The organism is Streptomyces sp. NPDC018045 (assembly GCF_044327445.1).
GTDB lineage: Bacteria > Actinomycetota > Actinomycetes > Streptomycetales > Streptomycetaceae > Streptomyces.
On record NZ_JBIRFL010000002.1, the window covers coordinates 307,325 to 333,800 of the forward strand.

A 26,476-nucleotide genomic window follows, 5' to 3' on the forward strand; every position below is an offset into this window, starting at 1 on the left:
TGCGCTGTCACAGGGTGCGCCTATGGTGCTGGAGGACGTGAGGAGGAACCCGTATGGAGCAGGGCAGAGCGGAACCGGCGCCGCGGCTGCGCGCACAGGTGCCCGCGCAGGGCGGCTCGCAGCCCGTGCGGGGCGAGCACACCGGTCACGACGGGCCCGCCACGCACACCGGCCCCGACGCGCCGGACGCCGCGTACGAGCACCGTCCCGGCGTGCCCGACCCCGCCACCGCGTTCGTGCCCGCGCCCCTGTCCCCTCTTACGGCGGCCCCCGGAAGGCTGCTCGGCGGCGGCGTGCGGGCAGGCGCGGGATCCGCTGCGCGTCCCCTCTCCGCGCCCGCTCCCGACGCCGTACCGCGCAAGCAGCCGCAGCGGCATTCCGTACGGGGCCAGGTGCTGGCCGCCCTCCGCGAGGCCCTCATATCCGGCGAACTGATCCCGGGCGAGGTCTATTCGGCCCCCGCCCTCGCCGTCCGCTACGGCGTCTCCGCCACGCCCGTCCGGGAGGCCATGCAGACGCTCGCCGGCGAGGGCGCGGTCGAAGTCGCCCCGAACCGGGGCTTCCGCGTCGCCGAGCGTACCCACCGTGACCTCGCGGAACTGGCCGAAGTACGCGCGATGCTGGAGGTGCCGGCGCTGCTGCGGCTGGCGCGGGCACTGCCGGCCGGGCGGTGGGAGGAGCTGCGCCCGCTGGCCGCCGCCGGTGTCGCGGCCGCCGCCCGCGGCGACCGGGCCGGTTACACGGAGGCCGACCACGCCTTCCACCACGCCCTGCTCGCGCTCACCGGCAACCGCCAGCTCCTCCTGGTCGCCGACGACCTGCACCGCCGTACGCAGTGGCCGGTGCCCGGCGGCCCCGCGCCCCGCACGGCCGACCTGCTCGCCGCCGCGTCCGAGCACACGGCGCTGCTGGACGCCCTGATGGCCCGGGAGTACGCGATCGTCGAGCGGATCGCCCGCGAGCACCTGGCGTCGGGCCGCCGCCCACACTGAGCGCGCGCCCGGCGCGGCGCGGCGCGGCATCCGGCGCGCCCGCGGACGGCGGTGCCGCGCCCGCCGTCCGGGCCCCGGCGGCGGCTCCTGAACGGCCCTCAGGGGAGCAGCCGCTCCAGGGGCAGCGCCGCCACGTCCGCCGCGGGCCGGGAGAGGTAGAGGTCCGCGTGGTAGAAGCCGTCCGACTCCTTGCCGGTGGTGTCCAGGCCCCGCGCCTGGAGCGCGCCGAAGGCGGCCCGGCGCTCCGTGAGGTCCGCGAACCGGCGCTGGCGGAAGGTGCGCGCGGGCAGCCGCTCGGTCACCAGGCCCGCGTCGGCGAGCAGCGCGGCGACCGGCGCGTACGACACGGTCCGCAGGACGAACGCGGCGACCCAGGGCGCGGTGGGCGTACAGTCGAGCAGCCGCCCGAAGGTGGTGGCGGAGATGTAGCCCACGCCGCCCGTCACGGTGATCAGGTCGGTGCCGGCCATGGCCGCGCGCAGCCGCGCGGTGGGCTCCGCCGCCTCCAGGTTCTCGGCGAATCCCGCGTCCAGCAGCCCCACGCGCCGGGCATAGCCGACCGCGTGCCGGGCCGCGTCGATGCCGATGGTCCGCACCGCTTCCGGCCGCCGCAGCTCGTCGAAGAACGCCCGGTCCTCGTCGGCCAGCCGGCCCGGCGGCAGCCCGCCGGTCTCCTGGACGTCGGTGTACCGGTCGTACAGGTCGACGAGGCCCAGCTTGTGGTTCAGCAACGCGGCGTTGACGCCGTAGGAACAGCACAGGTCGACGACCTGGAGCGGCGGACGCCCGGGTCGGCGCCGCTGCAAGGACTCGACCAGGGTGCGGAAGACGCCTTGGCCGTGGTGCGGTATCTGGTAGTCGAGCGGCTGTAGCGTCCGGAAGTACGTACGCGGGTCGGGGCAGTCGTAGATGGCCTCGAAGTCCGCCTTTCCCCAGTCCGGGCCGGTCGATGGGTTCGGTGCTCCTGCTGCCAAGGTGTGGCCTCCTGAAAGGCGCTGCCGTAGGTCGGGAGTCGACCGCACCAGCATCCAGTGCCAAGTCCTGTACGGACAGTGCGACTTGAGGCCAAATTCGGGGTTCGTGGGGCGGGCGGAGCGAAATATGCCCCTGTCGTGCGCCCGGCCGCCGGGGGCCCGGGGCGCGGGCGGGACCCGGCCGCCGACGGCCCGCCGCCCGGCCGCGCCCGCCCCCTCGGACCGCGCCCCTCGACGGCCCGCCTCCCCGTCAGCAGGCCGTCGGGCGGACGCGGGTGGACGCGAGCGGACACCCCGGGCAGGTGCCTTACGAAGGCGCGGGCGCCGCCGGGACGTCGGCCAGGTGCTCGGCGAGCCAGGTCGGTACGCCGCCCATGAGGCGGAAGAGGCGGGCGGCCTCGGCGCGCAGCCCCTCCGCCTCCTCCGGCGGCGCCGTGTCGGCGAGGGCGACCAGGGCCGGTGCCGTACCGACGAGGAAGCCCAGCTCCTCGCGGATCCGCAGTGATTCGCCGAAGCCGTGCCGGGCCTCCGCGAGTTCGCCGTCGCGCAGGGCCAGCCCGGCGAGGTGGCGCCAGGTGAAGGACAGCAGCAGGGCGTCGCCGTGCGCGGTGGCGCCCGCGTGGGCGCGGCGGTAGGCGGCGCGGGCGGACTCCGGGCTGTGGGCGACGTGTTCGGCCATCAGGCCGCGCCGGTAGTCCAGCAGCGCGCGGCCGGGTGCCGTGGGGGCCAGCAGGGCCGCGGCGCGACCGAGCGCGGAGCGGGCCTCGTCGGCGCGGTCGCGCACCCCGAGGACCGTGGCGGCGTACGCGAGTTGGCCGCGTTCGCAGGCCGCGGCGCCCCGCTCGTCGTTGCCGCCCGCCAGCGCCTCGGCGGCGCGCAGCGCGTCCTCGGCGGCGGCCCACCCGGTGGCGGTGAACATGCAGCGCTCCACCAGGAGCGCGGCACGGCGGATCGCGTACGGGGGGAAGCCCGCCGCGTGGGGTTCCAGCAGTGCCGCCGCGTCGTCCCAGCAGCCACGGGACCGCAGCCGCCACACGGCGCGGTCCAGGGCGTCCGCCCCGGCCGCCGACCTGGCCGCCGGGATGTCCGGCGCCGATTCCACGGGATCCGCGGTTCCCGCGGACTCCGCGGCTCCTGACATGGCGGTGTCCGCCACATTGCCCTCCCCGAGCGCACCGTTGAGCTGGACCTGAGAAGCAGTGGGCGCATCTCAGCACGGATTCCGCCGCCCGGCCAAGGGGGAAGGTGAATGATTTCACAATCTCTTCGGTGCCCGCCGGGGCCGGCGACGTGCCGTGGGAACGGGCGGGGCGCGGCGCGCCGAGGGGCGCGGCGTGGGGCGCGCGCCGTCCGGCGGAGCTGCCGGGAAACCTCCGAACGGGTGACACCGCTTCAGCGGCCACCGCGCTTGCTGACGCCAAGTCAACCAAGGGCCGGGTGCGACCAGTTGCGTATCGGCCGCCGGAACGGCGCGTACGGGCCATTCCGGCATGGCCGGATGTGTGCCGTGCCCCCGGCGCCCGGCCGGGCTCGGCGCGAGGGGCCTCAGCTCATCCGCAGCGCCAGGAAGAAGTCCAGCTTGTCCTCCAGGCGGGCCAGGTCGCGGCCCGTGAGCTGCTCGATGCGGCCCACCCGGTAGCGGAGGGTGTTGACGTGCAGGTGGAGGCGGGTGGCGCAGCGGGTCCAGGAGCCGTCGCAGTCGAGGAAGGCCTCCAGGGTCGGAATCAGTTCGGCGCGGTGGCGGCGGTCGTAGTCGCGCAGCGGGTCCAGGAGGCGGGCCGTGAAGGCACGGCGTACGTCGTCGGGGACGAAGGGCAGCAGCAGGACGTGGGAGGCCAGCTCCTCGTGTCCCGCCGCGCAGACCCGGCCGGGGCGGGCGGCGGCGACCCGGCGGGCGTGCCGGGCCTCCTCCAGGGCGCCGCGCAGGCCCTCCGCCGAGTGGACGGAGGCGCTGACGCCGATGGTCAGGCGCCCGTCGTCGGCCAGGCCGCGGGTGAGCGGCTCCTGGACGACGGACAGCAGGGCGTCGGCCTGGAGACCGGCGGTGGACGGCTCCCGGCCGTTCCGCGCGTCGCCGTCCTCCGGTACGGCCGGCAGCGGCACCAGGGCCACCGCCTCGTCGCCGGTGTGCGCGACGGCGATCCGGTCGGACGGGTCGGGCCCGAACGTACCGGGGTCGACCAGTACCTCTTCCAGGAGCGTCTGGGCGACCGGCCCGCCGGGCACCTCGTCCCCGCCCGCCCACTCCACGCGGGCCACGACGACCTGCCAGTGCGGGGCGGTGCCCAGCCCGGGCAGCAGCACCGGAGCGGCCACCCGCAGCCGCGCCGCGATCTCGGCCGGCGCGGCTCCCGTCTGGACCAGTTCGAGGACCTCCTGGGCGAGGCGCCTGCGGACCGTACGGGCCGCGTCCCGGCGGTCGCGTTCGACGGCGATGAGCTGGGTGACGCCGTGCAGCAGGTCCAGGCGCTCCGCGGCCCAGTCGCCCGCGTCCGCCTCGACGGCCAGCAGCCAGTCGGACAGCACGGTCTCGCGCAGGTCCCGGCCGGTGCCGCGAATGGGGAAGAGGGAGTAGGTGGTGCCGCCGAGCGGGAGCCGGTGGGGGCCGCGGCGGCCGGTGCGGGACGCGGCCAGGTGCTCGCCCGCCAGGCGCGCGCCCACCTCGGCGGGCAGCTCGGGACCCGATCCGGCCAGCGTGGACCCGGCGATCTGCCGGCCGGTGGGGGACAGGACCCAGGCGCGCAGGTCCAGGTCGGAACCGAGCAGGTCCAGGACGACCTCGGGGCCGCCGCCGGCGGGCCCGGACGTCATCAGGCGGCGGTGCCGGTCCACCACGGCGGCCAGGTCGCCCGCCCGCTCGCCGGAGACCTGTCGCACGACGTACTCGGTGATCGACGCGAAGGAGACGGCCTCGACGACGGAGAACACCGGCAGGCGGTGCCGGGCGCAGGCCGCCACCAGGTCGTCGGGTACCGAGCCCAGCTCGGCCTCGCCCGCGGCCAGCCCGGCGACCCCGGCCGAGGCCAGGATGCGGACGAACCGCTCGGAGTCCTCCGGGTCACGGCGCCAGGCCAGCCCCGTCAGCACCAGCTCGCCGCCGGACAGGTAGCGGCTGGGGTCGCGCAGGTCGGTGGTCATCACGCCGCGCACGGTACGGTCCAGTTCCTCCTCGCCGCCCAGCAGCCGCAGGCCGAGAGTGCCGGTGTCCAGGAGTGCGCGGAGCCGCATGGTCTCTCGCCCGCCGTTCTTTTCTGTCTGGTGTTGCCGGTGGAATGCCGCGAGGTTTCTGGGCCCCGCCTTTCGTTCGAATCTACAAGACATGCGCCGTGGCCAGCCAACCGCTTCATGGTTTCGGTGACTGCACCCGGCGGGTGCCGGGCGCGTTCACTGGGCCCACCGCGTTGAACAGGACAGGCACGGCCCCTTGAGTCGAGGGCCGTTGGTCCTCGGCGCGGGCAGCGGACGACCCGATCCGCGAGCGGAGCCGGCGCCAGGCCGGCCCGGCGCTCCGACGCACCGAAGATTCGTGGAAGAGAGCCTCGTATGGACTTCCTTCGCCCCGCCAGTTGGGGGGAGGCGCTCGCCGCCAAGGCAGCACACCCCACCGCTGTGCCGATCGCGGGCGGCACCGATGTGATGGTCGAGATCAACTTCGACCACCGTCGCCCGGAGTACCTGCTCGACCTGAACCGCATCGATGACCTGCGGGAGTGGGAGGTGGGCGAGGAGACCGTGCGGCTGGGCGCGTCCGTGCCGTACACGCAGATCATGGAGAACCTGCGCACCGAGCTGCCCGGTCTGGCGCTCGCCTCGCACACCGTGGCCTCCCCGCAGATCCGCAACCGCGGCGGCGTCGGCGGCAACCTGGGCACCGCCTCCCCGGCCGGCGACGCGCACCCCGCGCTGCTCGCCTCCGGCGGCGAGGTCGAGGCCGAGTCCGTGCGCGGCCGCCGCATGATCCCGATCGATGAGTTCTACCTGGGCGTCAAGCGCAACGCGCTGGCGCCGGACGAGCTGATCCGCTCGGTGCACCTGCCCAAGGCGGACGGACCACAGCAGTTCTCCAAGGTCGGCACCCGCAACGCGATGGTCATCGCGGTGTGCGCCTTCGGCCTCGCGCTGCACCCGCGCACCCGCACGGTACGGACCGGCATCGGCTCGGCCGCGCCCACGCCCGTCCGGGCCCGGGCCGCCGAGGAGTTCTTGACGGCGGCGCTGGAGGAGGGCGGCTTCTGGGAGTCGGGGCGGCCCGTCCCGCCGGCCGTGGCGAAGCAGTTCGCCGAGCTGGCGGCCGGTGCCTGCAACCCGATCGACGACGTGCGCGGCAGCGCGAAGTACCGGCGCCACGCGGTAGGGATCATGGCGCGCCGCACCCTCGGCTGGACCTGGGAGTCCTACCGCGGCAACGAGAGGAGCGCCCAGTGCGCGTGAAGTTCACCGTCAACGGCCGCGAGCAGCGGGCCGACGACGTATGGGAGGGCGAGAGCCTGCTGTACGTGCTGCGCGAGCGGATGGGCCTGCCCGGCTCGAAGAACGCCTGCGAGCAGGGCGAATGCGGGTCCTGTACGGTCCGCCTGGACGGTGTGCCGGTGTGCTCCTGCCTGGTCGCGGCCGGCCAGGCCGAGGGCCGTGAGGTGATCACCGTCGAGGGGCTGGCGGACTTCGCCGAGCAGCGCGCCCGGCGCGGCGGCTGCGGCACCGGCGCCTGCGGCTCCGCCGGGACGGGCGTGGACGCCGCCCGGGGCCGGCCGGCCGAGCCTGCCGGCCCCGACAGCCGGACCGGCGAGCAGGCCGGGCTGGCGCCGATCCAGCGGGCGTTCATCGACGCGGGCGCCGTCCAGTGCGGCTTCTGCACGCCCGGCCTGCTGGTCGCCGCGGACGAGCTGCTGGAGCGCAACGCCGAGCCGTCCGACGCGGACATCCGCGAGGCGCTGTCCGGCAACCTGTGCCGCTGCACGGGCTACGAGAAGATCCTCGACGCGGTCCGGCTCGCCGCCGCCCGCGGCACCGCGCAGACCACCGGAACGGGGGCCTGACCATGGCCGGAGTCACCCGCACACCCATCCACCTCACCCAGGGCGGCGCGACCGACGCGGGCATCGGCGCCTCCACGCCGCGCCCGGACGGCACCCTCAAGGTGACCGGCGAGTTCGCGTACTCCTCGGACCTGTGGCACGAGGACATGCTGTGGGGCTGCACCCTGCGCTCCACCGTCGCGCACGCCGAGATCGTCTCCATCGACACCTCGGAGGCGCTCGCCCAGTCCGGCGTGTACGCGGTCCTCACCTACGACGACCTGCCCACGGACGTGAAGAACTACGGCCTGGAGATCCAGGACACGCCCGTCCTGGCGCACGGCAAGGTCCGCCACCACGGCGAGCCGGTGGCCCTCGTCGCCGCCGACCACCCGGAGACCGCCCGCCGCGCCGCCGCCAAGATCAAAATCGAGTACGCCGAGCTGCCGCTGGTCACCGACGAGGAGTCGGCGACCCGCGAGGGCGCCCCGCTGGTCCACGAGCACCGCGACGACCTCCCCCAAGGGTCTCCGACCAGCTCCGGTCCAGGGGGGACCCCCGTCGCCGGGCACGTACCGCACCCGAACATCGTGCACCGCCAGCCCATCGTGCGCGGCGACGCCGAGGCCGCGGCCCGCCGCGCCGACGTGATCGTCTCCGGCGAGTACGTCTTCGGCATGCAGGACCAGGCGTTCCTCGGCCCGGAGTCCGGCCTCGCGGTGCCCGGCGAGGACGGCGGCGTCGACCTGTACGTGGCCACCCAGTGGCTCCACTCCGACCTGCGCCAGATCGCGCCGGTCCTCGGGCTGCCCGAGGAGAAGGTCCGGCTGACGCTCTCCGGCGTCGGTGGCGCCTTCGGCGGCCGCGAGGATCTGTCGATGCAGATCCACGCCTGCCTGCTGGCGCTGCGCACCGGCAAGCCCGTCAAGATCGTCTACAACCGGTTCGAGTCGTTCTTCGGGCACGTCCACCGGCACCCCGCCAAGCTCTGGTACGAGCACGGCGCCACCAAGGACGGCAAGCTCACGCACATGAAGTGCCGGATCGTGCTGGACGGCGGCGCCTACGCGTCCGCCTCCCCGGCCGTCGTCGGCAACGCCGCCTCCCTGTCCGTCGGCCCGTACGTGGTCGACGACGTGGACATCGAGGCCATCGCCCTCTACACGAACAACCCGCCCTGCGGCGCCATGCGCGGCTTCGGCGCCGTCCAGGCGTGCTTCGCGTACGAGGCGCAGATGGACAAGCTCGCCGCGAAGCTGGGCCTGGACCCGGTCGAGTTCCGGCAGCTCAACGCCATGGAGCAGGGCACCCTGCTGCCGACCGGGCAGGAGGTCGACTCCCCGGCGCCGGTCGCCGAACTGCTGCGCCGCGTCAAGGCGATGCCGCTGCCGCCGGAGCACCAGTGGGAGACCACCGAGGGCGCCGACGTCCGCGCGCTGCCCGGCGGCCTGTCCAACACCACGCACGGCGAGGACGTCGTACGCGGCGTCGGCTACGCCGTCGGCATCAAGAACGTCGGCTTCTCCGAGGGCTTCGACGACTACTCCACCGCCCGCGTCCGCATGGAGGTGGTCGGCGGCGAGGCCGTCGCGACCGTGCACACCGCGATGGCGGAGGTCGGCCAGGGCGGCGTCACCGTCCACGCGCAGATCGCCCGTACGGAACTGGGCGTCGAACAGGTCACCATCCACCCGGCGGACACCCAGGTCGGCTCGGCGGGCTCCACCTCCGCCTCCCGGCAGACCTATGTCACCGGCGGTGCGGTGAAGAACACCTGCGAGCACGTGCGCGAGAAGGTCCTGGAGCTGGGCCGGCGCAGGTTCGGCACCCACCACCCGGCGTGGGCCACCGCCGAACTCCTCCTGGAGGGCGGCAAGGTGGTCACCGACGGCGGCGAGGTGCTCGCCGACCTCGTGGACGTCCTGGAGGGCGAGTCGGTCGACCTGGAGCTGGAGTGGCGGCACCGCCCCACCGAGGCGTTCGACCTGCGCACCGGCCAGGGCAACGGCCACGTCCAGTACTCCTTCGCCGCGCACCGCGCCGTCGTCGAGGTGGACACCGGGCTCGGCCTGGTCAAGGTCATCGAACTGGCTTGCGCCCAGGATGTCGGCAAGGCGATCAACCCGCTCTCCGTCGTCGGTCAGATCCAGGGCGGTACGACGCAGGGCCTCGGTGTCGCGGTGATGGAGGAGATCATCGTCGACCCGAGGACCGCGAAGGTGCGCAACCCCTCCTTCACGGACTATCTGATCCCCACGATTCTCGACACGCCGACCATCCCGGTCGACGTGCTCGAACTCGCCGACGAGCACGCCCCGTACGGGCTGCGCGGCATCGGCGAGGCCCCCACCCTGTCGTCCACCCCGGCCGTCCTCGCGGCGATCCGGAACGCGACCGGGCTGGAACTGAACCGGACTCCGGTCCGCCCGGAGCACCTCACCGGCACATAACCGCGCCGGCGGAACGGCCGTACGTGGTGCCCGCACCCGTACGGCCGCTCCGCCGCCGGCGCCTGGGCCGTCCCCCGGGTCGTGCGGCCGATGTGAATCCCAAATCTCGCGGCGCGGTGCGCGCGTGACGCGAGGGCCCCTATGAACCTTGGGAGTAAGGCACCATGACCCAGCAGTCCCTGGAGCCGAGGACCACGGCGGAAGACGCGGGCGCGGGCACGCGCCAGCCCGCCGGCCGGTCCTGGCTCGACCGGTACTTCCACATATCCGACAGAGGATCGACGGTCGCGCGTGAGGTGCGCGGCGGCATCACCACCTTCATGGCGATGTGTTACATCCTCCTGCTCAACCCCCTCATCCTGTCCATTCCGGACGTCGAGAAGACCACCCTGTCCGGCGCCGGCGTGGTCACCGCCACGGCGCTCGGCGCGGCGGCCTGCACCCTGCTCATGGGCTTCGTCGGCAAGGTGCCGCTGGCCCTGGCCGCCGGGCTGAACGTCTCGGCGGCCCTGACCTCTCAGGTCGTCCCGTACATGACATGGCCGCAGGCGATGGGCATGTGTGTGCTGTACGGCGTCGTCATCATGCTCCTGGTGGTCACCGGCCTCCGCGAGATGATCATGAACGCCATCCCGCTCGCCCTCAAGCACGCCATCACCATGGGCATCGGGATGTTCGTCGCCCTGCTCGGCCTGGTGAAGGCCGGCTTCGTCGGCAAGGGCACCGGTGGCCCCGTACAGCTCGGCCTGACCGGCGAACTCTCCGGCTGGCCGGTCCTCTTCTTCGCCGTCACGCTGTTGCTGATCTTCATGCTCCAGGCCCGCAACGTCCCCGGCGCCATCCTCATCGGCATCGTCGTCGGCACCATCCTGTCCGTGCTCGCCACCACCCTCGGCGGCCTCACCGACAAGGACTGGGGCGGCACCTCCCCCGAACTGCACGGCAGCGCCGTCGCCGCGCCCGACTTCGGGCTCTTCGGGCACGTCGAGTTCGGCGGCTGGGACCAGATCGGCGCGATCACCGTCGGCGTGATCGTCTTCACCCTGGTGCTCGCCGGGTTCTTCGACGCCATGGCCACCATCATCGGCGTCGGTACGGAGGCCGAGCTGGCCGACGACAAGGGCCGGATGCCGGGCCTGTCCAAGGCGCTGTTCGTCGACGGCGCGGGCGGCGCGATCGGCGGTGTCGCGGGCGCGTCCGGCCAGACCGTGTTCATCGAGTCGGCCAGCGGCGTCGGCGAGGGCGCCCGTACCGGACTGTCTTCAGTCGTCACCGGCCTGTTCTTCGCGGCCTGCCTCTTCTTCACCCCGCTCACCCAGCTCGTGCCCGCCCAGGTCGCCGCGGCCGCCCTCGTCGTCATCGGCTCGATGATGATGAGTGCCGCCAAGCACGTGGACTGGAGCGACCGATCGGTGGCCGTCCCGGTGTTCCTCACCGTGGCGCTGATGCCCTTCACGTACAACATCACCGCGGGCGTCGGTGCGGGCGTCATCGCCTACACCGTCATCAAGGCCGCCCAGGGCAAGTGGCGGGAGGTCGGCGCCTTCATGTGGGTACTCGCACTGATCTTCCTCGGCTACTTCGCGCTGCACCCCATCGAGAACTGGCTGGGCGTCAAGTAACGCCCGCCCCGCCTCCACCCGTAAGGAGACCGACATGCTGGACATCGCCGACGAGCTGCACCGGTGGGCCCGGCAGGGACGCCCCTTCGCGGTGGCCACCGTCGTGGCCACCAGCGGCAGCGCGCCCCGCCAGCCGGGCGCCGCACTGGCCGTCGACAGCGACGGCACGGCGATCGGGTCGGTCTCCGGCGGATGCGTCGAGGGGGCGGTCTACGAGCTGTGCCAGGACGCGCTGCGGACCGGGGAAACGGTGCTGGAGCGCTTCGGCTACAGCGACGAGGACGCCTTCGCGGTCGGCCTGACCTGCGGCGGTGTCATCGACATCCTCGTCACTCCGGTACGGCCGCACGGCACGGACGCACCGGAGGACGACGGCACCCGCACACCGGCCGGCACGGACCGCGCCGCCACCCTCACCGCCGCCCTGGCCGCCGCGGCGGCCGGGGAAGCGGCGGCGGTGGCCCGGGTCGTCCGCGGCCCGGCCCGCCTGCTGGGCCACGCCCTGCTCGTCCGCCCCGACGGGGCGGCCACCGGTACCCTCGGCGGCCACCCCGGCCTGGACCGCACCGCCGTCCACGAGGCCCGTGCCCTGCTGGACGCGGGCCGTACCGCCACCGTCGAGATCGGCGCCGACGGGTCCCGCTGCGGCGAACCCGTCCGCCTCCTCGTCGAGTCCGCCGTCCCGGCCCCTCGCATGATCGTCTTCGGCGCCATCGACTTCGCCGCCGCCCTCGTGCGCGCCGGCAAGTTCCTCGGCCACCACGTCACCGTCTGCGATGCCCGGCCCGTCTTCGCGACCCGCGCCCGCTTCCCCGAAGCGGACGAGATCGTCGTCGACTGGCCGCACCGCTACCTGGAGACCCAGGACCTCGACGCCCGCACGGCCCTGTGCGTCCTGACCCACGACGCCAAGTTCGACGTCCCCCTCCTGGAACGCGCCCTGCGGCTGCCCGTCGCCTACGTCGGCGCCATGGGCTCCCGCCGCACCCACCTGGACCGCCTCGCCCGCCTGCGCGACGTCGGCCTGACCGAACTCGAACTCAACCGCCTGCGCTCGCCCATCGGCCTCGACCTGGGCGCCCGCACCCCCGAGGAGACGGCCCTGTCCATCGCCGCCGAGATCGTCGCGAACCGCCGCGGCGGCACCGGCGTTCCCCTCACCGGCGCCCACACCCCCATCCACCACGACACCCCCACGACCCTGGACCGCATCGGGCCGGCTTCGGTGGCGTGAGCGCGGGTGGCGCCTGCGGCAGGGCCGCACCCGGGCCGGCCCTCGGGGCCGGGCACCCGGTCCCGGCCGCGCGGCGGCGTCAGCGTCCCGCGTGCAGATCGAGGTCGACGAGCAGAGCGCGGTGGTCCGTGTCCGGGAGGTCGAGGAAGCGCGCCGCACGCGGCCGCAGGGCTCCGCCGGTCAGGACGTGGTCGATCTGCGCGCCCAGCACCGGGGCCGTCCGGGCGGGCCAGGACGGCGTGCGGGGCAGACCGGCCAGGCGGGCGCTGTCGAGCAGACCGGCGTCGAGGACGGCCCGGAACGCGGCGTGGTCCTGCGAGGAGTTGAAGTCGCCCGCGATGACCAGCGGATCGGGGCCACGCGCGGCCGCCAGATCGCGGAGACGGCCGAGTTCGGTGCGCCAGGTGTCCAAGGAGGCGGGCAGCGGCGGCATCGGATGGGCGACCTGGAAGCGCAGGCGCCGGCCGGCGACGGTGACGGCCGCCCGTGGCATGGCGAGTTCCCCCGCGACCCCGCCGTCCGGGGTGAGCGGATACCGGCTCAGTACGGCGGAGCCTTCGGAGGCGCCGCGCCCGGCGAGCAGGCGGTACGGGTAGGCCGCGCGCACCTCGGGGGAGGCCAGGGCCGTGGCGCAGCGGTCCGGGTCGCATTCCTGGACCGCGACCAGGCCCGGCTTCTCCCGGCGCAGCGCGGCCAGCAGCCCGTCGGTCGCCCGGCCGAATTCCAGGTTCGCGGTCAGGACGCGGAGCCGGGCGACGGCCGGGCCGCGTGGCGGGGGCGCGTCGGTGCCGTACGAGAGGAGGGACGCGGCCGTGCCGATCAGGGCGGCGGCGGCCCAGAACAGGCCCGGGCGCCAGCGTACGGCCAGGGAGAGGACCAGGCCGAGCCCGGCCGGGACCGATAACCAGGGCAGAAAGGCGAGCAGTTGCGGTACGGGCGTCACGCCGTCCGACCCGGCGGCGCGGAAGAGCAGGGGAACGGTGGCCACGAGCAGGAGTGCGGCCGCCGCCACCGGGGCCGCCCGCCCGCGCCGCCGTGGTGCCGCGCCGTCCGCGGCGGCCGATGAATTCCCCGTCGCCATAGGACGATGGTGCCGTACCGGCCGCCGTGTGCGCGGCGCCTCACACGGACGTTTGAAGAATTCTTGGCCGAAAGGGGGAGGGGTCGGCGCTTCGCGTATGGCATTATGCGAGGGTGAGGATGCCGGAACGCACGGCATCCGGTTTGTGTCCGCGCGAGCAAGGAGGTGATCGGGATGAGTCCCGAAGGAAGTCCTTGCCGCAGCGTCGCAGTGTGCTGACTGCGGAATTCACCGTGAGCTGACATCGGGGGCCCACCGGGTCCCGGTGCGCCGCCACGCTGTGTGCCTCCACCACCGAGAACCGCCGAGCGCTGCCCGGCCCGCTGTCATGGGCTGCCGACAGCCGGCGCGGGCCGGGCCTGCCGTGGGGCGTGTCCTTCGGGCCACGCCGGGTGGGCCACCCTGGGCCCGTTCCGGCTCCGGTCCAGCCCGGTCCCGGTCCGGCCCGGTGTATCGCCGGTCGGCGTTTCCCGCGTCCCCTTTCCCGTGCTTTCCCGCGCCTTTACCGTGCTTTCCCCGTGCTTTCCGCTGCGTGTCGTGCTGCCCGCTTTCCGCGCGCCGCGCTTCTGCCGTGGTGCGCGGAAAGCACGCGGGTCCGCCCCGGCGCTTCCCGGTGTGCCCGGCCATTCGCTTTCCCGTAATTCTCCCTTCCCCGTGACCCGAATTCACCGTGCCGGGGCCCCGCGCCGCCGGGCATGCCGTCATGCCCGGACGCCGCCGCGCCCGCACGGAGAGAGGTTCTGCCATGACCAACCTGCTCACCCCCGAGAAGCTCGCACCGCCGGGCCGCGTCCCCCGCCGGGAGCGCAAGGCCGCCGAGCTGGCGGCCCGCACCCGCGCCGTCGGCGAGCACCTGGCCGCCATCAGCGCGCGCCCGGCGTCCCGGGTCCTGCACGACCTGCACACCGGCCGCGACGGCCTGCTCCAGGAGAACGCCGAGGCCCGCCTGGAGCACGACGGCCCCAACGTCATCGCGCACGAACGCCCGCCGCGCTGGTACGCGCAGCTCGCCAAGGCGTTCTGGAACCCGTTCATCCTCGTGCTCATCGCCCTGGCCGCCGTCATGTACGCGCAGTGGCTCCCGGCCGCCGACACGGAGCCCTTCGACCCGAAGATCCCGATCCTCGGCGCGATGGTGCTGATCAGCGCGCTGCTGCGGTTCTGGCAGGAGTACCGCTCGGGCAGCTCGGCCGCCGCGCTGCGCGCCCTGGTCACCACGACCACCGCCGTACAGCGCCAGGCCGGACGGACGCAGGCGCCGGCCACCGTCGAGGTGCCCGTGGCGGACGTCGTGCGCGGCGACCTCGTCAAGCTGGCCGCCGGCGACCTCGTACCGGCCGATCTGCGGCTGCTGTCCGCCAAGGACCTCATGGTCGCCCAGGCCGCGCTCACCGGTGAGTCGCTGCCCGTCGCCAAGGCCGACACCCGGACCCCGGACGAGGGGCAGCACACGACCGCCGACCCGGTGGAGGCCGACAACCTGGCGCTGGCGGGCACGTCCGTCACCTCCGGCACCGCGACCGGCGTGGTCGTGGCCACCGGCCCGGACACCTACTTCGGGTCGATGGCCGGTTCGCTGGCGGGCGAGCGCCCGGAGACCAGCTTCGACGCCGGGGTGAGGAAGGTCAGCTTCCTGCTGATCCGCTTCATGCTGGTGATGGTGCCGCTGGTGTTCGCCGTCAACGGTCTGACCAAAGGCGACTGGGCCGAGGCGGTCACCTTCGCGGTGGCGGTCGCGGTGGGCCTGACGCCCGAGATGCTGCCGATGGTGGTCACCACCAACCTGGCGCGCGGCGCGGTCGCCATGGCCCGGCGCAAGGTCGTCGTCAAGCGCCTGAACGCCATCCAGAACCTCGGCGCGATGGACGTGCTGTGCACGGACAAGACCGGCACCCTGACCGAGGACCGCGTCGTCCTGGACCGCTACCTCGACGTGCGCGGCCGCGAGGACGGCGAGGTCCTGGAGTACGCCTACCTCAACAGCCACTTCCAGACGGGCCTGCGCAACCTCATGGACCAGGCCGTCGTCGCCCGGATGCACGAGGCCGAGGAGGTGGTCGTCGACGCGCGGTTCACGCTGGTCGACGAGGTCCCCTTCGACTTCGCGCGGCGCCGGATGTCGGTGGTGCTGCGGCGCGACGACCTCGACGGCCCGGCCGACGGGCACCTCCTCGTCACCAAGGGCGCCGTGGAAGAGGTGCTCGCCCGGTGCACCCACCTCATCGACGGCGGGCGGCGCGTGGAGCTGACCGACGCGCTGCGCCGGCAGGTCACCCTGACCGCCGAGAACCACAACCGGCAGGGCCTGCGCGTCCTGGCGGTGGCGACCCGGACGCTGCCCGCCACCCGCGAGACCTACGGTGTGGACGACGAGGCGGAGCTGACCCTGCGGGGCTTCCTGGCCTTTCTCGACCCGCCGAAGCAGGACGCCGCCGAGGCGCTGCGGGCCCTGTCCGGCAGCGGTATCGCCGTCAAGGTCGTCACCGGCGACAACGAGCTGGTCGCGGCCCGGGTGTGCGCCGAGGTCGGCATCGAGGTGGGCACCGTCGTCACGGGGCCCCGCCTCGACCTCCTCGACGAGCCGGAGCTGGCCGCGCTGGTCCGTGCGACCACGGTGTTCGCCAAGGTCAACCCCGTACAGAAGGCCCGGATCGTCCGCGCGCTGCAGGGCGCCGGGCACACCGTCGGCTTCCTCGGTGACGGCATCAACGACGCCGCCGCGCTGCGCGAGGCGGACGTCGGTGTCTCGGTCGACACCGCCGTCGACATCGCCAAGGAGTCCGCGGACATCATCCTGCTGGAGAAGGACCTGACCGTCCTCGGGCAGGGCGTCCTCCAGGGCCGCCGGACCTTCGGCAACACCATCAAGTACATCAAGATGACGGCCTCCTCGAACTTCGGGAACGTCTTCTCGGTGCTGGCCGCCTCCGCCTTCCTGCCCTTTCAGCCGATGCTGGCCACCCAACTGCTCGTCCAGAACCTCTGCTACGACATCTCGCAGCTCGCCACGCCCTGGGACCGGATGGACGAGGAGTACGTGCGCAAGCCGCGGACCTGGGACGCCCGGGGCATCGGACGGTTCATGCTCGTCCTGGGGCCGACCAGCTCGGTGTTCGACATCACCACCTTCCTGCTGATGTGGCACGTCTTCGGTGCGGACAGCGAGGCACACCAGGCGCTGTTCCAGTCCGGCTGGTTCGTCGAGGGGCTGCTGACGCAGACGCTCGTGGTGCACATGCTGCGCACCCGCAAGATCCCGTTCGTGCGGTCCCGGGCCACCCGGCCGGTGCTGCTGATGACCGCCCTGGTCATGGCGTTCGGCATCGCCCTGCCGTTCTCGCCGCTGGCCCCGGCACTCGGCCTGCAGGCGCTGCCGGCGGCCTACTTCCCGTGGCTGGCCGGGACGCTGCTGGCGTACTGCCTGCTCACCCAGGGCGTGAAGACCTGGTACATCCGCCGGTTCAACACCTGGCTGTGAACCGCCGATGAGAAGGGGGGCCGCCTCCGGGCGGCCCCGCACCAGCGCACGGAGGAGGAGCGCGGATCATGGTGAACGAGTGGCAGTTGGCCGGCAACATCGCCGCCGGCCTGGGGTTCGGCGCGGTCATCGGACTGGAACGGCAGTGGCGCGCCCGGATGGCGGGACTGCGCACCAACGCGCTGGTCGCCGCCGGAGCCGCGCTCTTCGTCCTGCTGTCGCAGTACGGCTTCGCGGCCGCGACCAGCACCACGGGCTACGACGGGTCGCGGGTCGCCGCGCAGATCGTCTCCGGCATCGGCTTCCTCGGCGCCGGCGTCATCATGCGCGACGGCCTGAACGTACGCGGCCTGAACACCGCGGCCACACTGTGGTGCTCGGCCGCGGTCGGCGCCCTGGCGGGCACCGGGCTGTACGTGGTCGCGGCGCTCGGCACGGCCGGCGTGGTCGGCGCGAACCTGGTGCTGCGGCCGCTCGGCCGGCGGATGGACCGGGAGCCCGGCGGCGGCGCGGAGGTCGCGACCGACTACTACTTCGAGGCGGTGTGCACCGAGCCCGAGGAGGCGCACATCAGGACCGTGGTCGTGCAGGCCGTCAGCCGTCCCGGCTTCCGGCTGCGGGCGGTGCACAGCCGCGACGACGGCGCCTCGCGGCAGGACGACGGTACGCCGCCGAAGGTCACCGTCGCCGCCGAGCTGACCACCGAGCGGCGCGACGACAGCCTGCTCGAAGAAGCGGTCAGCAGGCTGTCGCTGGAGCCCGCGGTGTCGGCCGTGAGCTGGACCGTGCTGCACAACCCGGACAGCGGCGAGGGGGACTACGACGAGAACTACGGTGACGACTACCGTGGCCGGCCGCCGTCCCGGCGCCGCCACCGGGTGCGGGACTTCCTCTCGGGGCCGGGCGGCGGCCCCGGCGGCGGTCCGGGCCGTACCGGCGGCGGTGCGGGCGGCACCGGCGGCCCGCCGCGGAAAACCGGATGACGGCGCGCGGGGCCCGGAGTTAGCGTCTTCGGGGTGACCACGGACTTACGGGGCGTCCCCGAAGGACATGTCGACCGGGCCCTCGATCTGGCCTACCTCGCCTTCCACAACAGGGCCGGTGACGCCACCCGCAAGCGCCATCGCGAAGCGCTGCTGCACTGCGAGCGGGTGGGCGCGTACGACGACGAGGAGATCGTCGGCTTCGCCGCGGCGCGGCGCCTGGGACTCTCCGTCCCGGGCGGCGAACTCCCCGCCGTCGAACTGGACTTCGTCTCGGTCGCGCCCACCCACCGGCGGCGCGGCGTGCTGACCGGCATGATGGGCGAGCTGTGGCGCCGCTGCGCCGCCGCCGACCGGCCGCTGGCCTGCCTGTGGGCGTCGGAGGACGCGATCTACGGCCGCTTCGGCTTCGGCCCCGCCACCGAGGCGTACAGCGTCGAGATCGACACCACCCGGCCCCTGAACCTGCGCGTCACGCCCGACCGGCGCCCGCTGCGGCTGATCGCCCCGGCGGACGCCCCCGACGTGCTCGCGCCGCTGTACGAGACGAGTAGGGCGCGGCGCGGCGGGCGGTTCTCCCGCGACGCGGCGTGGTGGCGGCGCGCGGTCTGCTCCGGCGACGGGGACGACGACGCGAAGGACGGCCCGTCGCGCGTCGTGGTCCTCGGCGACAAGGGCGCGCCCGCCGCCGGATACGTCGTGTACCGGGTGGGGGAGAAGGCCACCGTCACCGTCGAGGAGATGGTGGCGGCCGACGCCCCGGCCGCCGCGGCCCTCTGGTCCTATCTCGCGTCCATCGACCTGACGCGCAAGGTACGGGCCTGGGCGCTGGCCCCCGACGACCCGCTGCCGCACTTCGCCGCCGACCGCGACCAGGTGCGGGTCACCGGCCGGTGGCCCGCGCTGTGGCTCCGGCTGGTGGACGTGGCCCGGGCGCTGACCAGCCGCTCCTGGGCCGCGCCCGCCGACCTCGTCCTGGAGGTGCGCGACGCCACGCTGCCCGCCAACGCCGGCCGCTTCCGGCTGACGGTGGACCCGTCCGGTGCCGCGTACGGCGCCACCGGTGATCCGGCCGGCCTGGTGCTGGACGTACGGGATCTGTCGGCCTGTTACCTCGGCGGGGTGCAGGTGCGGCAGCTCGTGCGCGCCGGTCTGGTCGAGGAGCGTACGCCGGGCGCGGCCCGGTCGCTGGACGCCGCGCTGGAGACGGAGTACCTGCCGTTCGCCGGTGAGGGCTGGTGAGGGCCGGTGAGTCTGCTGAGCGGACCGCTGGACGGATCGCTGAACGGGCCGTTGGACGGACGGCTGAAGGGGACGCGAAGCCCGGTGGCCGGAGGCGGGGGCGCGGCGCGGTGGCCGGAAGCGGTACGCCGGCGCCGCGCCGCCGTTTGGGCGGGGTGCGGCCGGGCACCCGGCGTCCTGTTCCGGTCCCGATCGTACGAAGGAGCGTTTCATGACCGACATCTGGGGCTATCCGGCCGGCGCCGGCCACACGGCCGGCACGGACCTCGCGGGTTTCAAGGTCGAGGCCACGGACGGCAGCATCGGCAAGGTCGACAAGCACTCCGACGAAGTGGGCTCCGCCTGGATCGTGGTCGACACCGGTGTGTGGATCTTCGGCAAGCACGTCCTGCTGCCGGCCGGCGTCGTCGCGTCCGTGGACACCGCCGAGCGCAAGATCTACGTCTCCCGCACCAAGGAAGAGATCAAGAACTCCCCGGAGTTCGACAAGGAGAAGCACCTCGGCAACCCGGACTACCACCAGCAACTCGGCTCGTACTACCAGCCGCACCACAAGTGACACCACGCCCCGGGAGCGGGGCCGGCCGGAACGCCCGGCCGGCCCCGCTCCGCCGTACCGCGTACCGCACCGCTCAGGGCAGCAGCCCCGCCCGGCGTGCCGCCACCACCGCCTGGAGCCGCGAGTGCACCCCCAGCTTGCGCATGGCGGACCGCAGGTAGCTCTTGACCGTCTCCGGGCGCAGGCCCAGCCGTTCCGCCGCCGCGGCGTTGGTCGCGCCCGAGGCCACGCACGCCAGCACGTCCACCTCACGCGGCGCCAGCACCGGGCCGTCCGTCCGGCCCGGCCCGGGGGCCGACGCCGCCGCCAGCCGCCCGCACGCCGCCAGCATCTCGTGACGCAGCACCGGGTCCGCGACGCGCTGCGCCAGGGACCGCAGGTCGCCGTGGGCCTCCCGCACCTCCTCCCAGGCCGCCGGGCCGGCGGCCGTCGGCTGCCGGGCGACCGACAGCAGCCGCTGCGCCTCGTCCTGGAGGAGCAGGGCCTGTTCCAGTTCGCGGGCGGCCTCCATCGCGGCGGACAGCGGGCGGTCGCCGAGCGGTACGGCGCGCCGCAGCGCCCCGTAGAGGACCCCGCGCACCCGCCGCCGCACGACGACCGGCACCGCGAGCACGGAACACAGCCCCTCGGCCGCCACGGCGGCGTCGTACTCGTGGCTGATGACGGCGGACGAGTGATAGTCGGTCACCGCGAAGGGCCGGGTGAGCACCGCCGCCTTGCCGCCGAGCCCGTTGCCGTGCCGGACGGCCAGCCCGTGCAGCGCGGCGGTTCTGGCGCCCGTCAGCTCGCTGATGCGGTAGCGGCCCGTGCCGTACCGCAGTCCGCCGAACGCCACCGGCAGCCCGCTCGTCCGCCGCAGCCGCAACAGCGCCGCGTGGACGTCGACGGACCCGCCGCCCTCTGACTCGACCCGCACGCCGAAACCTCCGCTTCCCCCCGTTCGGGGGTGGTGAGACCTGCGTCACCGATTACACGATGGCGGTAGGCGGTGCGGCAATGAGGAGGACACATGGCGGACACGGATATGACAGGTGCGACGGGTGGTACGGACGGTATGAGGGGGGTTTCCCCTGGTACGGACGTGGCGGGAGCGGTGAGCGCTGTGGACGGACAGAAAGCCGAGGACCGGCCGGGTGCCGGGCACGCACGGGGCGCGGGGGCCGCGGCGGCCCCCGGCCCGACCGCGGAGTTCCGCGCGGCGCGGGACTTCCTGCTCCGCCACCGCGACGACTACCACGGCGCCCGCGCGGGCTTCACCTGGCCCCGACCCGCGTACTTCAACTGGGCGCTGGACTGGTTCGACCACATCGCCGACGGCAACGGCCGCACCGCCCTGCACATCGTCGAGGAGGACGGCACCCACACCCGCCGCACCTTCGACGCACTGCGCCGCGGCTCGAACCGGGCCGCCAACTGGCTGGCCGCACAGGGCGTACGGGCCGGCGACCGGATCGTGGTCATGCTGGGCAACCAGGCCGAGCTGTGGGAGACCGCCCTCGCCGCGATGAAGCTGCGCGCCGTCGTCATCCCCGCCACCCCGCTGCTGGGCCCGCTCGACCTCGCCGACCGCGTCGAACGGGGCCGCGCCCGGCACGTACTCGTCCGGGCCGCCGACACCGGCAAGTTCGCGGACGTACCCGGCGACTACACCCGGATCGCGGTCGGCGGCGACGCCGGGACGGCCGCCGCGGGCTGGCTCGCCTACGAGGACGCGGCGGCCGCCTGCGACACGTACGAGCCCACGGGCCCCACCCGGGCCGACGACCCCCTGATGCTCTACTTCACCTCCGGCACCACGGCCCGGCCCAAGCTCGTCGAACACACCCACACCTCGTACCCCGTCGGCCACTTGGCGACGATGTACTGGATCGGCCTGGAACCGGGCGACGTCCACCTGAACATCTCCTCGCCCGGCTGGGCCAAGCACGCCTGGTCCAACCTCTTCGCCCCCTGGAACGCCGAGGCCACCGTCTTCCTCCACAACTACACCCGCTTCGACGCGGCCCGGCTGATGGCGGAGATGGACCGGGCGGGCGTCACCAGCTTCTGTGCCCCGCCCACCGTCTGGCGGATGCTCATCCAGGCCGACCTGACGGCGCTGAAGACCCCGCCCCGGGAGATCGTCGCGGCCGGTGAACCGCTCAACCCGGAGATCATCGAACGGGTCCGGGAGGCGTGGGGCGTCACCATCCGCGACGGCTTCGGGCAGACCGAGACCGCCGTCCAGGTCGCCAACACCCCGGGCCAGCCCCTGAAACCGGGCTCCATGGGCCGCCCCACCCCCGGCTTCGAGGTCGTCCTGCTGGACCCGGTCACCGGCGAGCCCGCCGACGAGGGCGAGATCGCCCTCGACCTGTCGGCCCGGCCGGTGGGCCTGACCACCGGCTACCACGGCGACCCCGAGCGCACCGCCGAGGCGATGGCCGGCGGTTACTACCGCACCGGCGACATCGGCGCGCGCGACGCGGACGGCTACCTCACCTACATCGGCCGCCGGGACGACGTCTTCAAGGCCAGCGACTACAAGATCTCACCCTTCGAGCTGGAGAGCGCACTGCTGGAACACGAAGCGGTCGCCGAGGCCGCCGTGGTTCCCGCGCCCGATCCCGTACGGCTGGCCGTGCCCAAGGCGTATGTGGTGCTGGCGGCCGGCTGGGAGCCTGGACCGGAGACCGCGGCGGTGCTCTTCGCGCACTCCCGTGCGGTGCTCGCCCCGTACAAGCGTGTGCGGCGACTGGAGTTCGCGGATCTGCCCAAGACGGTCTCGGGCAAGATCCGCCGTGTGGAACTGCGTGAGCGCACCGCCGAAGAGGGCGGCGGCTCCGCCGAGTACCGAGAGGAAGACCACCGATGACCGACATGAGCAGGCCGCCGAGCCACCCGCCGGGACCCCGCGGGAGCGGCGCCGAGCGCCACCGGGAGGCGTACGCGCGGGGGGAGACCGACCGGCCGCTGCTCGACCGCACCATCGGCGCCGACCTGGAACGCGCGATCGGCCGGTTCGGCGACCGCGAGGCGCTGGTCGACGTGGCGGGCGGACGCCGCTGGACGTACGCGGAGCTGGGCCGGGCGGTGGACGAGGTCGCGCTCGGCCTGCTCGCCAAGGGCGTGCGCAAGGGCGACCGGGTCGGCATCTGGGCGCCCAACTGCCCGGAGTGGGTGCTGGTGCAGTACGCCACCGCCCGCATCGGCGCCATCATGGTCAACATCAATCCCGCCTACCGGGTGCACGAATTGGCGTACGTGCTCAAGCAGGCCGGGATGAGCGTGCTGGTCTCCGCCGTCGCCCACAGGAGCAGCGACTACCGGCGGATGATCGAGCAGGTACGGGCCGAGAGCCCGGCCCTGCGCGACGTGGTCTACATCGCCGACCCGACGTGGGACGGGCTGCTGGCGGCCGGCGCCGGGGTGCCGCAGGCGAAGCTCGCCGCCTGCGCGAAGGAGCTGTCGCCGCACGACCCGGTCAACATCCAGTACACGTCCGGCACCACCGGATTCCCCAAGGGCGCCACCCTCTCCCACCACAACATCCTCAACAACGGCTTCTGGGTGGGCGAGACGGTCGGCTACACCGAGCACGACCGGGTCTGCCTGCCGGTGCCCTTCTACCACTGCTTCGGCATGGTCATGGGCAACCTCGGCGCCACCTCGCACGGCGCCTGCATCGTCCTCCCGGCGCCCGCCTTCGACGCGGCGGCCACCCTGCGGGCCGTCCAGGAGGAGCGCTGTACCTCCCTGTACGGCGTCCCGACGATGTTCATCGCCGAACTGGACCACCCGGACTTCGCCACGTACGACCTGTCGTCGCTGCGCACCGGGATCATGGCGGGCTCGCCGTGCCCCGAGGAGGTGATGCGGCGGGTCGTCTCCGAGATGCACATGGCCGAGGTGTCCATCTGCTACGGCATGACCGAGACCTCACCGGTCTCCACCCAGACCCGGCGCGACGACGACCTGGCGCACCGCACCGGCACGGTGGGCCGGGTGCTGCCGCACATCGAGGTCAAGGTGGTGGACCCGGCGACCGGAGCGACCGTGGCGCGCGGCGAGCCGGGTGAACTGTGCACCCGCGGCTACAGCGTGATGCTGGGCTACTGGGAGGAGCCGGAACGCACCGACGAGGCGATCGACGCGGAGCGCTGGATGCACACCGGCGACCTCGCGGTGATGAACGACGACGGCTACCTGCGGATCGTCGGCCGCATCAAGGACATGATCATCCGGGGTGGGGAGAACGTCTACCCGCGCGAGATCGAGGAGTTCCTCCACACCCATCCGAAGATCGCGGACGTGCAGGTGGTCGGCGTCCCGGATGCCAAGTACGGCGAGGAGATCGCCGCCTGTGTCATCCTGCGCGACTCGGCGGACGGGCTCACCCGCGACGAGCTGGCCCGCTTCTGCCGCTCCCGCCTGGCGCACTACAAGGTGCCGCGCTACGTGCATGTCCTCGACACCTTCCCGATGACCGTCAGCGGCAAGGTCAGGAAGATCGAGCTGCGGGAGCGGCTGGCGGCACGACTGGCGGCGGAGACGGGGGCCCCGGCGGGGGCGGCGGTCCCGGCGGCGACGGCCGGGCCGGCCGCCGCTCCGGAACCGGCCGGGCCCGTCGAAGCGGCGCAGGCATAGCGGCTCGGACCCGGCGGTACGGCCGGGCCGCGCGCCGTCGATCAGGCGTGGCCCGGCCAGTCCAGCGCGAGCCGCTGCGCACGCGGCAGCCGCGCCACGACGAGGTCGTACGAATCCTCGATCATGTCAAGGACCAGCCGGTCGTCCAGCGCCCCCGCGAGCGAGACGGTGTTCCAGTGCCGCTTGTTGAGGTGGTGGCCCGGCACGATCTCGGGGTGCGCGGCCCGCAGCCGCTCCGCCAGGTCCGGGTCGCACTTCAGGCTCACGCTCAGCGGCTCGGCGTCCAGGCTGCTCAACGCGAAGATCTTCCCACCGACCTTGAACGTGCACACCTCACGGTTCCCGGGGAACGGGAACTCCTCGGCCGCGCCGTTGAAGTCCAGGCAGACGGCCCGCAGTCGCTTCGCGTCGAACATCCGGCCATTATCACGCGCGGCGGGTACGGCCCGCCCGCGACCGGGCCCTGAACGGCCCCCGCCCCCGCCCCCGGGACGGCCCGCGCCGCCCACGGCATCACGGCGCGGGCGGCAGCGGCACGGCGGTCAGAACGGCGGAAACCAGCACCACCGCCGCCAGCGCCACCACCTCCGCACGGGCCGGACCGGTCGCCGCACCCGGCAGCGCCGCCTCCCGGCGCAGCCGTCCGCGGGCGGCCAGCGCCAGCCCGCCCACGGCCAGGACGAGCACGAGCTTGGCCAGCAGGACGCGGCCGTACGCCGTGCCGAACGTCTCCGCGAGCGGCAGCCGGCGCAGTGTGCTGCACACGCCGGTCACCGTGATCGCGGCGAACAGCAGTGCCGCCGGCCGCGCGTACCGCAGCAGCAACTCCCGCCCCGCCGCCCCGTAGTGCCGCCAGCACCACCGCGTCCGCAGCACGTACAGCAGACCGCCCGCCCACAGCGCGGCCGACGTCAGGTGGACGAGAGTGAGCGCGACACCGACCTCCGGCGTACCGGTCTCGGGATGGGCCCGCAGCGCCTCACCGAGGATGACGGCGGCCAGCGGAACGCCGGCCCACCCCGGGCGGCCGGAAGCCGCAGCCACGGCGGCGAGCAGGAACGCGTTGGCCTCCAGGAGAGCCAGCAGGCCGGGCCGGGTGGCGTACGCGTCGACGAGAGCCGGCCCCGACAGCCCCGCGAACGGCGACCCGCGCCCCGCCACCAGCAGCAACTGCCCCACGGCCGCCGCCACTCCCACCCGGGCGGCCCACACCGACCAGCCCCGGGGCAGCCCTGCCGGCGCTCCCCGCACACCCCGCGCGAGCCGCGCCCCGGCCAACTCACCGACCTGCACACACAGCGCGGCCAGCAGCACCGCCCGCAGCAGAGCGGTGGCCCCGTCACCGGGTGACCGGATCTCGGACGACTCGTCGACCACGAGCCCCGTACCGAGCAACGGCACGAGAACGACGACGCAGGCGGCCGTGGCGACGGCACCGACCCGCCGGGCGGGGGAGCGGCGCGCGGCCGCCCGGTCCGCGCCGGACGCCTCACCGCCGCCGGCACCCGTCATCACGGGCACGGGGGCGGGGGTGGGCCGGGAAGCCGTTCGACGTGGGCTCATCCGGCGATCGTCCCGGCGGCCGGAGCACCGGGCAAGCGGGGAGCACCCGCAGGGGCACACCACCAGGCCACCGGCCCTGCGCCGGGCGGCCGCCCGGATCAGCCGTCCCGCCGCATACACACCCGCTCCCACCGGTCCAGCCCCAGCGCGGCCTCCCGGCGCCGGATCCCGCGCAGCCCCTCGCCGATCTCGGCGTCGTCCAGGGCCCGGAAACCGAGCCGGGCGTAGTACGGCGCGTTCCACGGCACGCCCGCGAAGGTGGTGAGGGTGACCGCGGGCAGCCCGCTGTCCTGCCGGGCCCGCTCGATCAACGCCCGGCCGAGCCCGCGACGCGCACCGTCCGGATGCACGGAGACCTGCTCGATGTGCGCACAGCCGTCGACCGGCTCCCAGAGCAGATACCCGACCGGCCCGGCCCCGGCACAGGCCACCAGCGCCCGGCCCGCCTCCTGATAACCCGCCAGCTCCGCCAACGACGGCGGCTCGTCATCCGCGATCTCCGCCATCCCCACAGCACGGAACGCCTCCCCGGCCGCCCGCTCGACGTCCCGCAGCACGGGGAGGTCGAGGGGCACGGCAGCACGGACGACGGGGCAGTTTCCCATTGCGTTCATGACAGCATCGTCACAGGCCGGCGGATGTACGGCAGCCGGTTTT

At 74.0% G+C, this 26,476-nt stretch carries 20 protein-coding genes; 12 read left to right on the forward strand and 8 right to left on the reverse strand.

Annotation, left to right across the window (positions count from 1 at the left end; all coding sequences use genetic code 11):
* Positions 1–53 precede the first annotated feature (53 nt).
* On the forward strand, positions 54–992 hold the full coding sequence (locus ACH4EB_RS05295) for a GntR family transcriptional regulator (protein WP_398345972.1): 939 nt from the start codon (positions 54–56) through the stop codon (positions 990–992).
* 98 nt (positions 993–1,090) lie between these two features.
* Here ACH4EB_RS05295 and ACH4EB_RS05300 read toward each other — a convergent pair whose 3' ends face one another.
* From ACH4EB_RS05300 to ACH4EB_RS05310, 3 genes are all read right to left on the reverse strand, one after another.
* Positions 1,091–1,966 carry a hypothetical protein gene (locus tag ACH4EB_RS05300; RefSeq protein ID WP_398345973.1) on the reverse strand — a complete coding sequence of 292 codons (876 nt, stop codon included), beginning with the start codon at positions 1,964–1,966 and terminating at the stop codon, positions 1,091–1,093.
* A gap of 307 nt (positions 1,967–2,273) precedes the next feature.
* Positions 2,274–3,107: a hypothetical protein gene (locus ACH4EB_RS05305; RefSeq protein ID WP_398346424.1), complete on the reverse strand. Its 834-nt coding sequence runs from the start codon at positions 3,105–3,107 to the stop codon at positions 2,274–2,276.
* Between the two features lie 404 nt (positions 3,108–3,511).
* A complete protein-coding gene (locus ACH4EB_RS05310) occupies positions 3,512–5,194 on the reverse strand; it encodes a PucR family transcriptional regulator (protein WP_398345974.1) in 1,683 nt (560 codons plus the stop codon).
* A gap of 315 nt (positions 5,195–5,509) precedes the next feature.
* Here ACH4EB_RS05310 and ACH4EB_RS05315 point away from each other — a divergent pair, with 315 nt between their 5' ends.
* The 5 genes from ACH4EB_RS05315 (at position 5,510) to ACH4EB_RS05335 (ending at position 12,287) form a co-directional block, all read left to right on the forward strand.
* Positions 5,510–6,397, forward strand: coding sequence for an FAD binding domain-containing protein (locus ACH4EB_RS05315; RefSeq protein ID WP_398345975.1), 888 nt, complete (start codon positions 5,510–5,512; stop codon positions 6,395–6,397).
* Positions 6,388–7,002 carry a (2Fe-2S)-binding protein gene (locus tag ACH4EB_RS05320; RefSeq protein ID WP_398345976.1) on the forward strand — a complete coding sequence of 205 codons (615 nt, stop codon included), beginning with the start codon at positions 6,388–6,390 and terminating at the stop codon, positions 7,000–7,002. Before ACH4EB_RS05315 ends, ACH4EB_RS05320 begins: the two co-directional genes overlap by 10 nt.
* Before the next feature lie 2 nt (positions 7,003–7,004).
* On the forward strand, positions 7,005–9,431 hold the full coding sequence (locus tag ACH4EB_RS05325; RefSeq protein WP_398345977.1) for a xanthine dehydrogenase family protein molybdopterin-binding subunit: 2,427 nt from the start codon (positions 7,005–7,007) through the stop codon (positions 9,429–9,431).
* 164 nt (positions 9,432–9,595) lie between these two features.
* A complete protein-coding gene (locus ACH4EB_RS05330; RefSeq protein ID WP_398345978.1) occupies positions 9,596–11,053 on the forward strand; it encodes an NCS2 family permease in 1,458 nt (485 codons plus the stop codon).
* Between the two features lie 34 nt (positions 11,054–11,087).
* The gene (locus ACH4EB_RS05335) at positions 11,088–12,287 is read left to right on the forward strand and encodes an XdhC family protein (RefSeq protein WP_398345979.1); all 1,200 of its coding nucleotides are present in this window, start codon (positions 11,088–11,090) and stop codon (positions 12,285–12,287) included.
* A gap of 79 nt (positions 12,288–12,366) precedes the next feature.
* Here the strand turns inward: ACH4EB_RS05335 and ACH4EB_RS05340 are convergent, their stop codons facing one another.
* Positions 12,367–13,368, reverse strand: coding sequence for an endonuclease/exonuclease/phosphatase family protein (locus ACH4EB_RS05340; RefSeq protein WP_398345980.1), 1,002 nt, complete (start codon positions 13,366–13,368; stop codon positions 12,367–12,369).
* Between the two features lie 745 nt (positions 13,369–14,113).
* Between ACH4EB_RS05340 and mgtA the strand changes: the two genes are divergently transcribed.
* The 4 genes from mgtA to ACH4EB_RS05360 all read left to right on the forward strand — a co-directional run bounded on the left by mgtA (position 14,114) and on the right by ACH4EB_RS05360 (position 19,630).
* Complete coding sequence (mgtA, locus tag ACH4EB_RS05345; RefSeq protein ID WP_398345981.1) at positions 14,114–16,846, forward strand: magnesium-translocating P-type ATPase; 2,733 nt, start codon at positions 14,114–14,116, stop codon at positions 16,844–16,846.
* Positions 16,847–16,914: 68 nt separating this feature from the next.
* Positions 16,915–17,829 (forward strand): MgtC/SapB family protein, encoded by a 915-nt coding sequence (locus ACH4EB_RS05350; RefSeq protein WP_398345982.1) that lies wholly within the window; start codon positions 16,915–16,917, stop codon positions 17,827–17,829.
* A gap of 33 nt (positions 17,830–17,862) precedes the next feature.
* Positions 17,863–19,071, forward strand: a complete 1,209-nt coding sequence (locus ACH4EB_RS05355) for a GNAT family N-acetyltransferase (protein WP_398345983.1) — start codon at positions 17,863–17,865, stop codon at positions 19,069–19,071.
* Positions 19,072–19,282: 211 nt separating this feature from the next.
* Positions 19,283–19,630, forward strand: coding sequence for a PRC-barrel domain-containing protein (locus ACH4EB_RS05360; protein ID WP_398345984.1), 348 nt, complete (start codon positions 19,283–19,285; stop codon positions 19,628–19,630).
* Positions 19,631–19,703: 73 nt separating this feature from the next.
* Here ACH4EB_RS05360 and ACH4EB_RS05365 read toward each other — a convergent pair whose 3' ends face one another.
* Positions 19,704–20,546: a response regulator transcription factor gene (locus ACH4EB_RS05365; RefSeq protein WP_398345985.1), complete on the reverse strand. Its 843-nt coding sequence runs from the start codon at positions 20,544–20,546 to the stop codon at positions 19,704–19,706.
* Between the two features lie 138 nt (positions 20,547–20,684).
* Here ACH4EB_RS05365 and ACH4EB_RS05370 point away from each other — a divergent pair, with 138 nt between their 5' ends.
* A complete protein-coding gene (locus ACH4EB_RS05370) occupies positions 20,685–22,484 on the forward strand; it encodes an AMP-binding protein (RefSeq protein ID WP_398346425.1) in 1,800 nt (599 codons plus the stop codon).
* Between the two features lie 5 nt (positions 22,485–22,489).
* The gene (locus tag ACH4EB_RS05375) at positions 22,490–24,256 is read left to right on the forward strand and encodes an AMP-binding protein (RefSeq protein ID WP_398346426.1); all 1,767 of its coding nucleotides are present in this window, start codon (positions 22,490–22,492) and stop codon (positions 24,254–24,256) included.
* 41 nt (positions 24,257–24,297) lie between these two features.
* On the opposite strand, the gene ACH4EB_RS05380 is transcribed toward ACH4EB_RS05375, so the two are convergent.
* From ACH4EB_RS05380 to ACH4EB_RS05390, 3 genes are all read right to left on the reverse strand, one after another.
* Positions 24,298–24,672, reverse strand: a complete 375-nt coding sequence (locus tag ACH4EB_RS05380) for an MmcQ/YjbR family DNA-binding protein (RefSeq protein ID WP_398345986.1) — start codon at positions 24,670–24,672, stop codon at positions 24,298–24,300.
* 97 nt (positions 24,673–24,769) lie between these two features.
* On the reverse strand, positions 24,770–25,819 hold the full coding sequence (locus tag ACH4EB_RS05385; RefSeq protein WP_398345987.1) for a CopD family protein: 1,050 nt from the start codon (positions 25,817–25,819) through the stop codon (positions 24,770–24,772).
* 98 nt (positions 25,820–25,917) lie between these two features.
* The gene (locus tag ACH4EB_RS05390) at positions 25,918–26,433 is read right to left on the reverse strand and encodes a GNAT family N-acetyltransferase (protein WP_398345988.1); all 516 of its coding nucleotides are present in this window, start codon (positions 26,431–26,433) and stop codon (positions 25,918–25,920) included.
* Positions 26,434–26,476: the final 43 nt, after the last annotated feature.

Bases quoted from the DNA above. Each gene is read 5' to 3' on its own strand.
- ACH4EB_RS05295 (WP_398345972.1), top strand. From the start codon at position 54: ATGGAGCAGGGCAGAGCGGAACCGGCGCCGCGGCTGCGCGCACAGGTG.
- ACH4EB_RS05305 (WP_398346424.1), bottom strand. From the start codon at position 3,107: ATGTCAGGAGCCGCGGAGTCCGCGGGAACCGCGGATCCCGTGGAATCG.
- ACH4EB_RS05310 (WP_398345974.1), bottom strand. From the start codon at position 5,194: ATGCGGCTCCGCGCACTCCTGGACACCGGCACTCTCGGCCTGCGGCTG.
- ACH4EB_RS05315 (WP_398345975.1), top strand. From the start codon at position 5,510: ATGGACTTCCTTCGCCCCGCCAGTTGGGGGGAGGCGCTCGCCGCCAAG.
- ACH4EB_RS05325 (WP_398345977.1), top strand. From the start codon at position 7,005: ATGGCCGGAGTCACCCGCACACCCATCCACCTCACCCAGGGCGGCGCG.
- ACH4EB_RS05330 (WP_398345978.1), top strand. From the start codon at position 9,596: ATGACCCAGCAGTCCCTGGAGCCGAGGACCACGGCGGAAGACGCGGGC.
- ACH4EB_RS05335 (WP_398345979.1), top strand. From the start codon at position 11,088: ATGCTGGACATCGCCGACGAGCTGCACCGGTGGGCCCGGCAGGGACGC.
- ACH4EB_RS05340 (WP_398345980.1), bottom strand. From the start codon at position 13,368: ATGGCGACGGGGAATTCATCGGCCGCCGCGGACGGCGCGGCACCACGG.
- mgtA (WP_398345981.1), top strand. From the start codon at position 14,114: ATGACCAACCTGCTCACCCCCGAGAAGCTCGCACCGCCGGGCCGCGTC.
- ACH4EB_RS05350 (WP_398345982.1), top strand. From the start codon at position 16,915: ATGGTGAACGAGTGGCAGTTGGCCGGCAACATCGCCGCCGGCCTGGGG.
- ACH4EB_RS05360 (WP_398345984.1), top strand. From the start codon at position 19,283: ATGACCGACATCTGGGGCTATCCGGCCGGCGCCGGCCACACGGCCGGC.
- ACH4EB_RS05370 (WP_398346425.1), top strand. From the start codon at position 20,685: ATGAGGGGGGTTTCCCCTGGTACGGACGTGGCGGGAGCGGTGAGCGCT.
- ACH4EB_RS05375 (WP_398346426.1), top strand. From the start codon at position 22,490: ATGAGCAGGCCGCCGAGCCACCCGCCGGGACCCCGCGGGAGCGGCGCC.
- ACH4EB_RS05380 (WP_398345986.1), bottom strand. From the start codon at position 24,672: ATGTTCGACGCGAAGCGACTGCGGGCCGTCTGCCTGGACTTCAACGGC.
- ACH4EB_RS05385 (WP_398345987.1), bottom strand. From the start codon at position 25,819: ATGAGCCCACGTCGAACGGCTTCCCGGCCCACCCCCGCCCCCGTGCCC.
- ACH4EB_RS05390 (WP_398345988.1), bottom strand. From the start codon at position 26,433: ATGAACGCAATGGGAAACTGCCCCGTCGTCCGTGCTGCCGTGCCCCTC.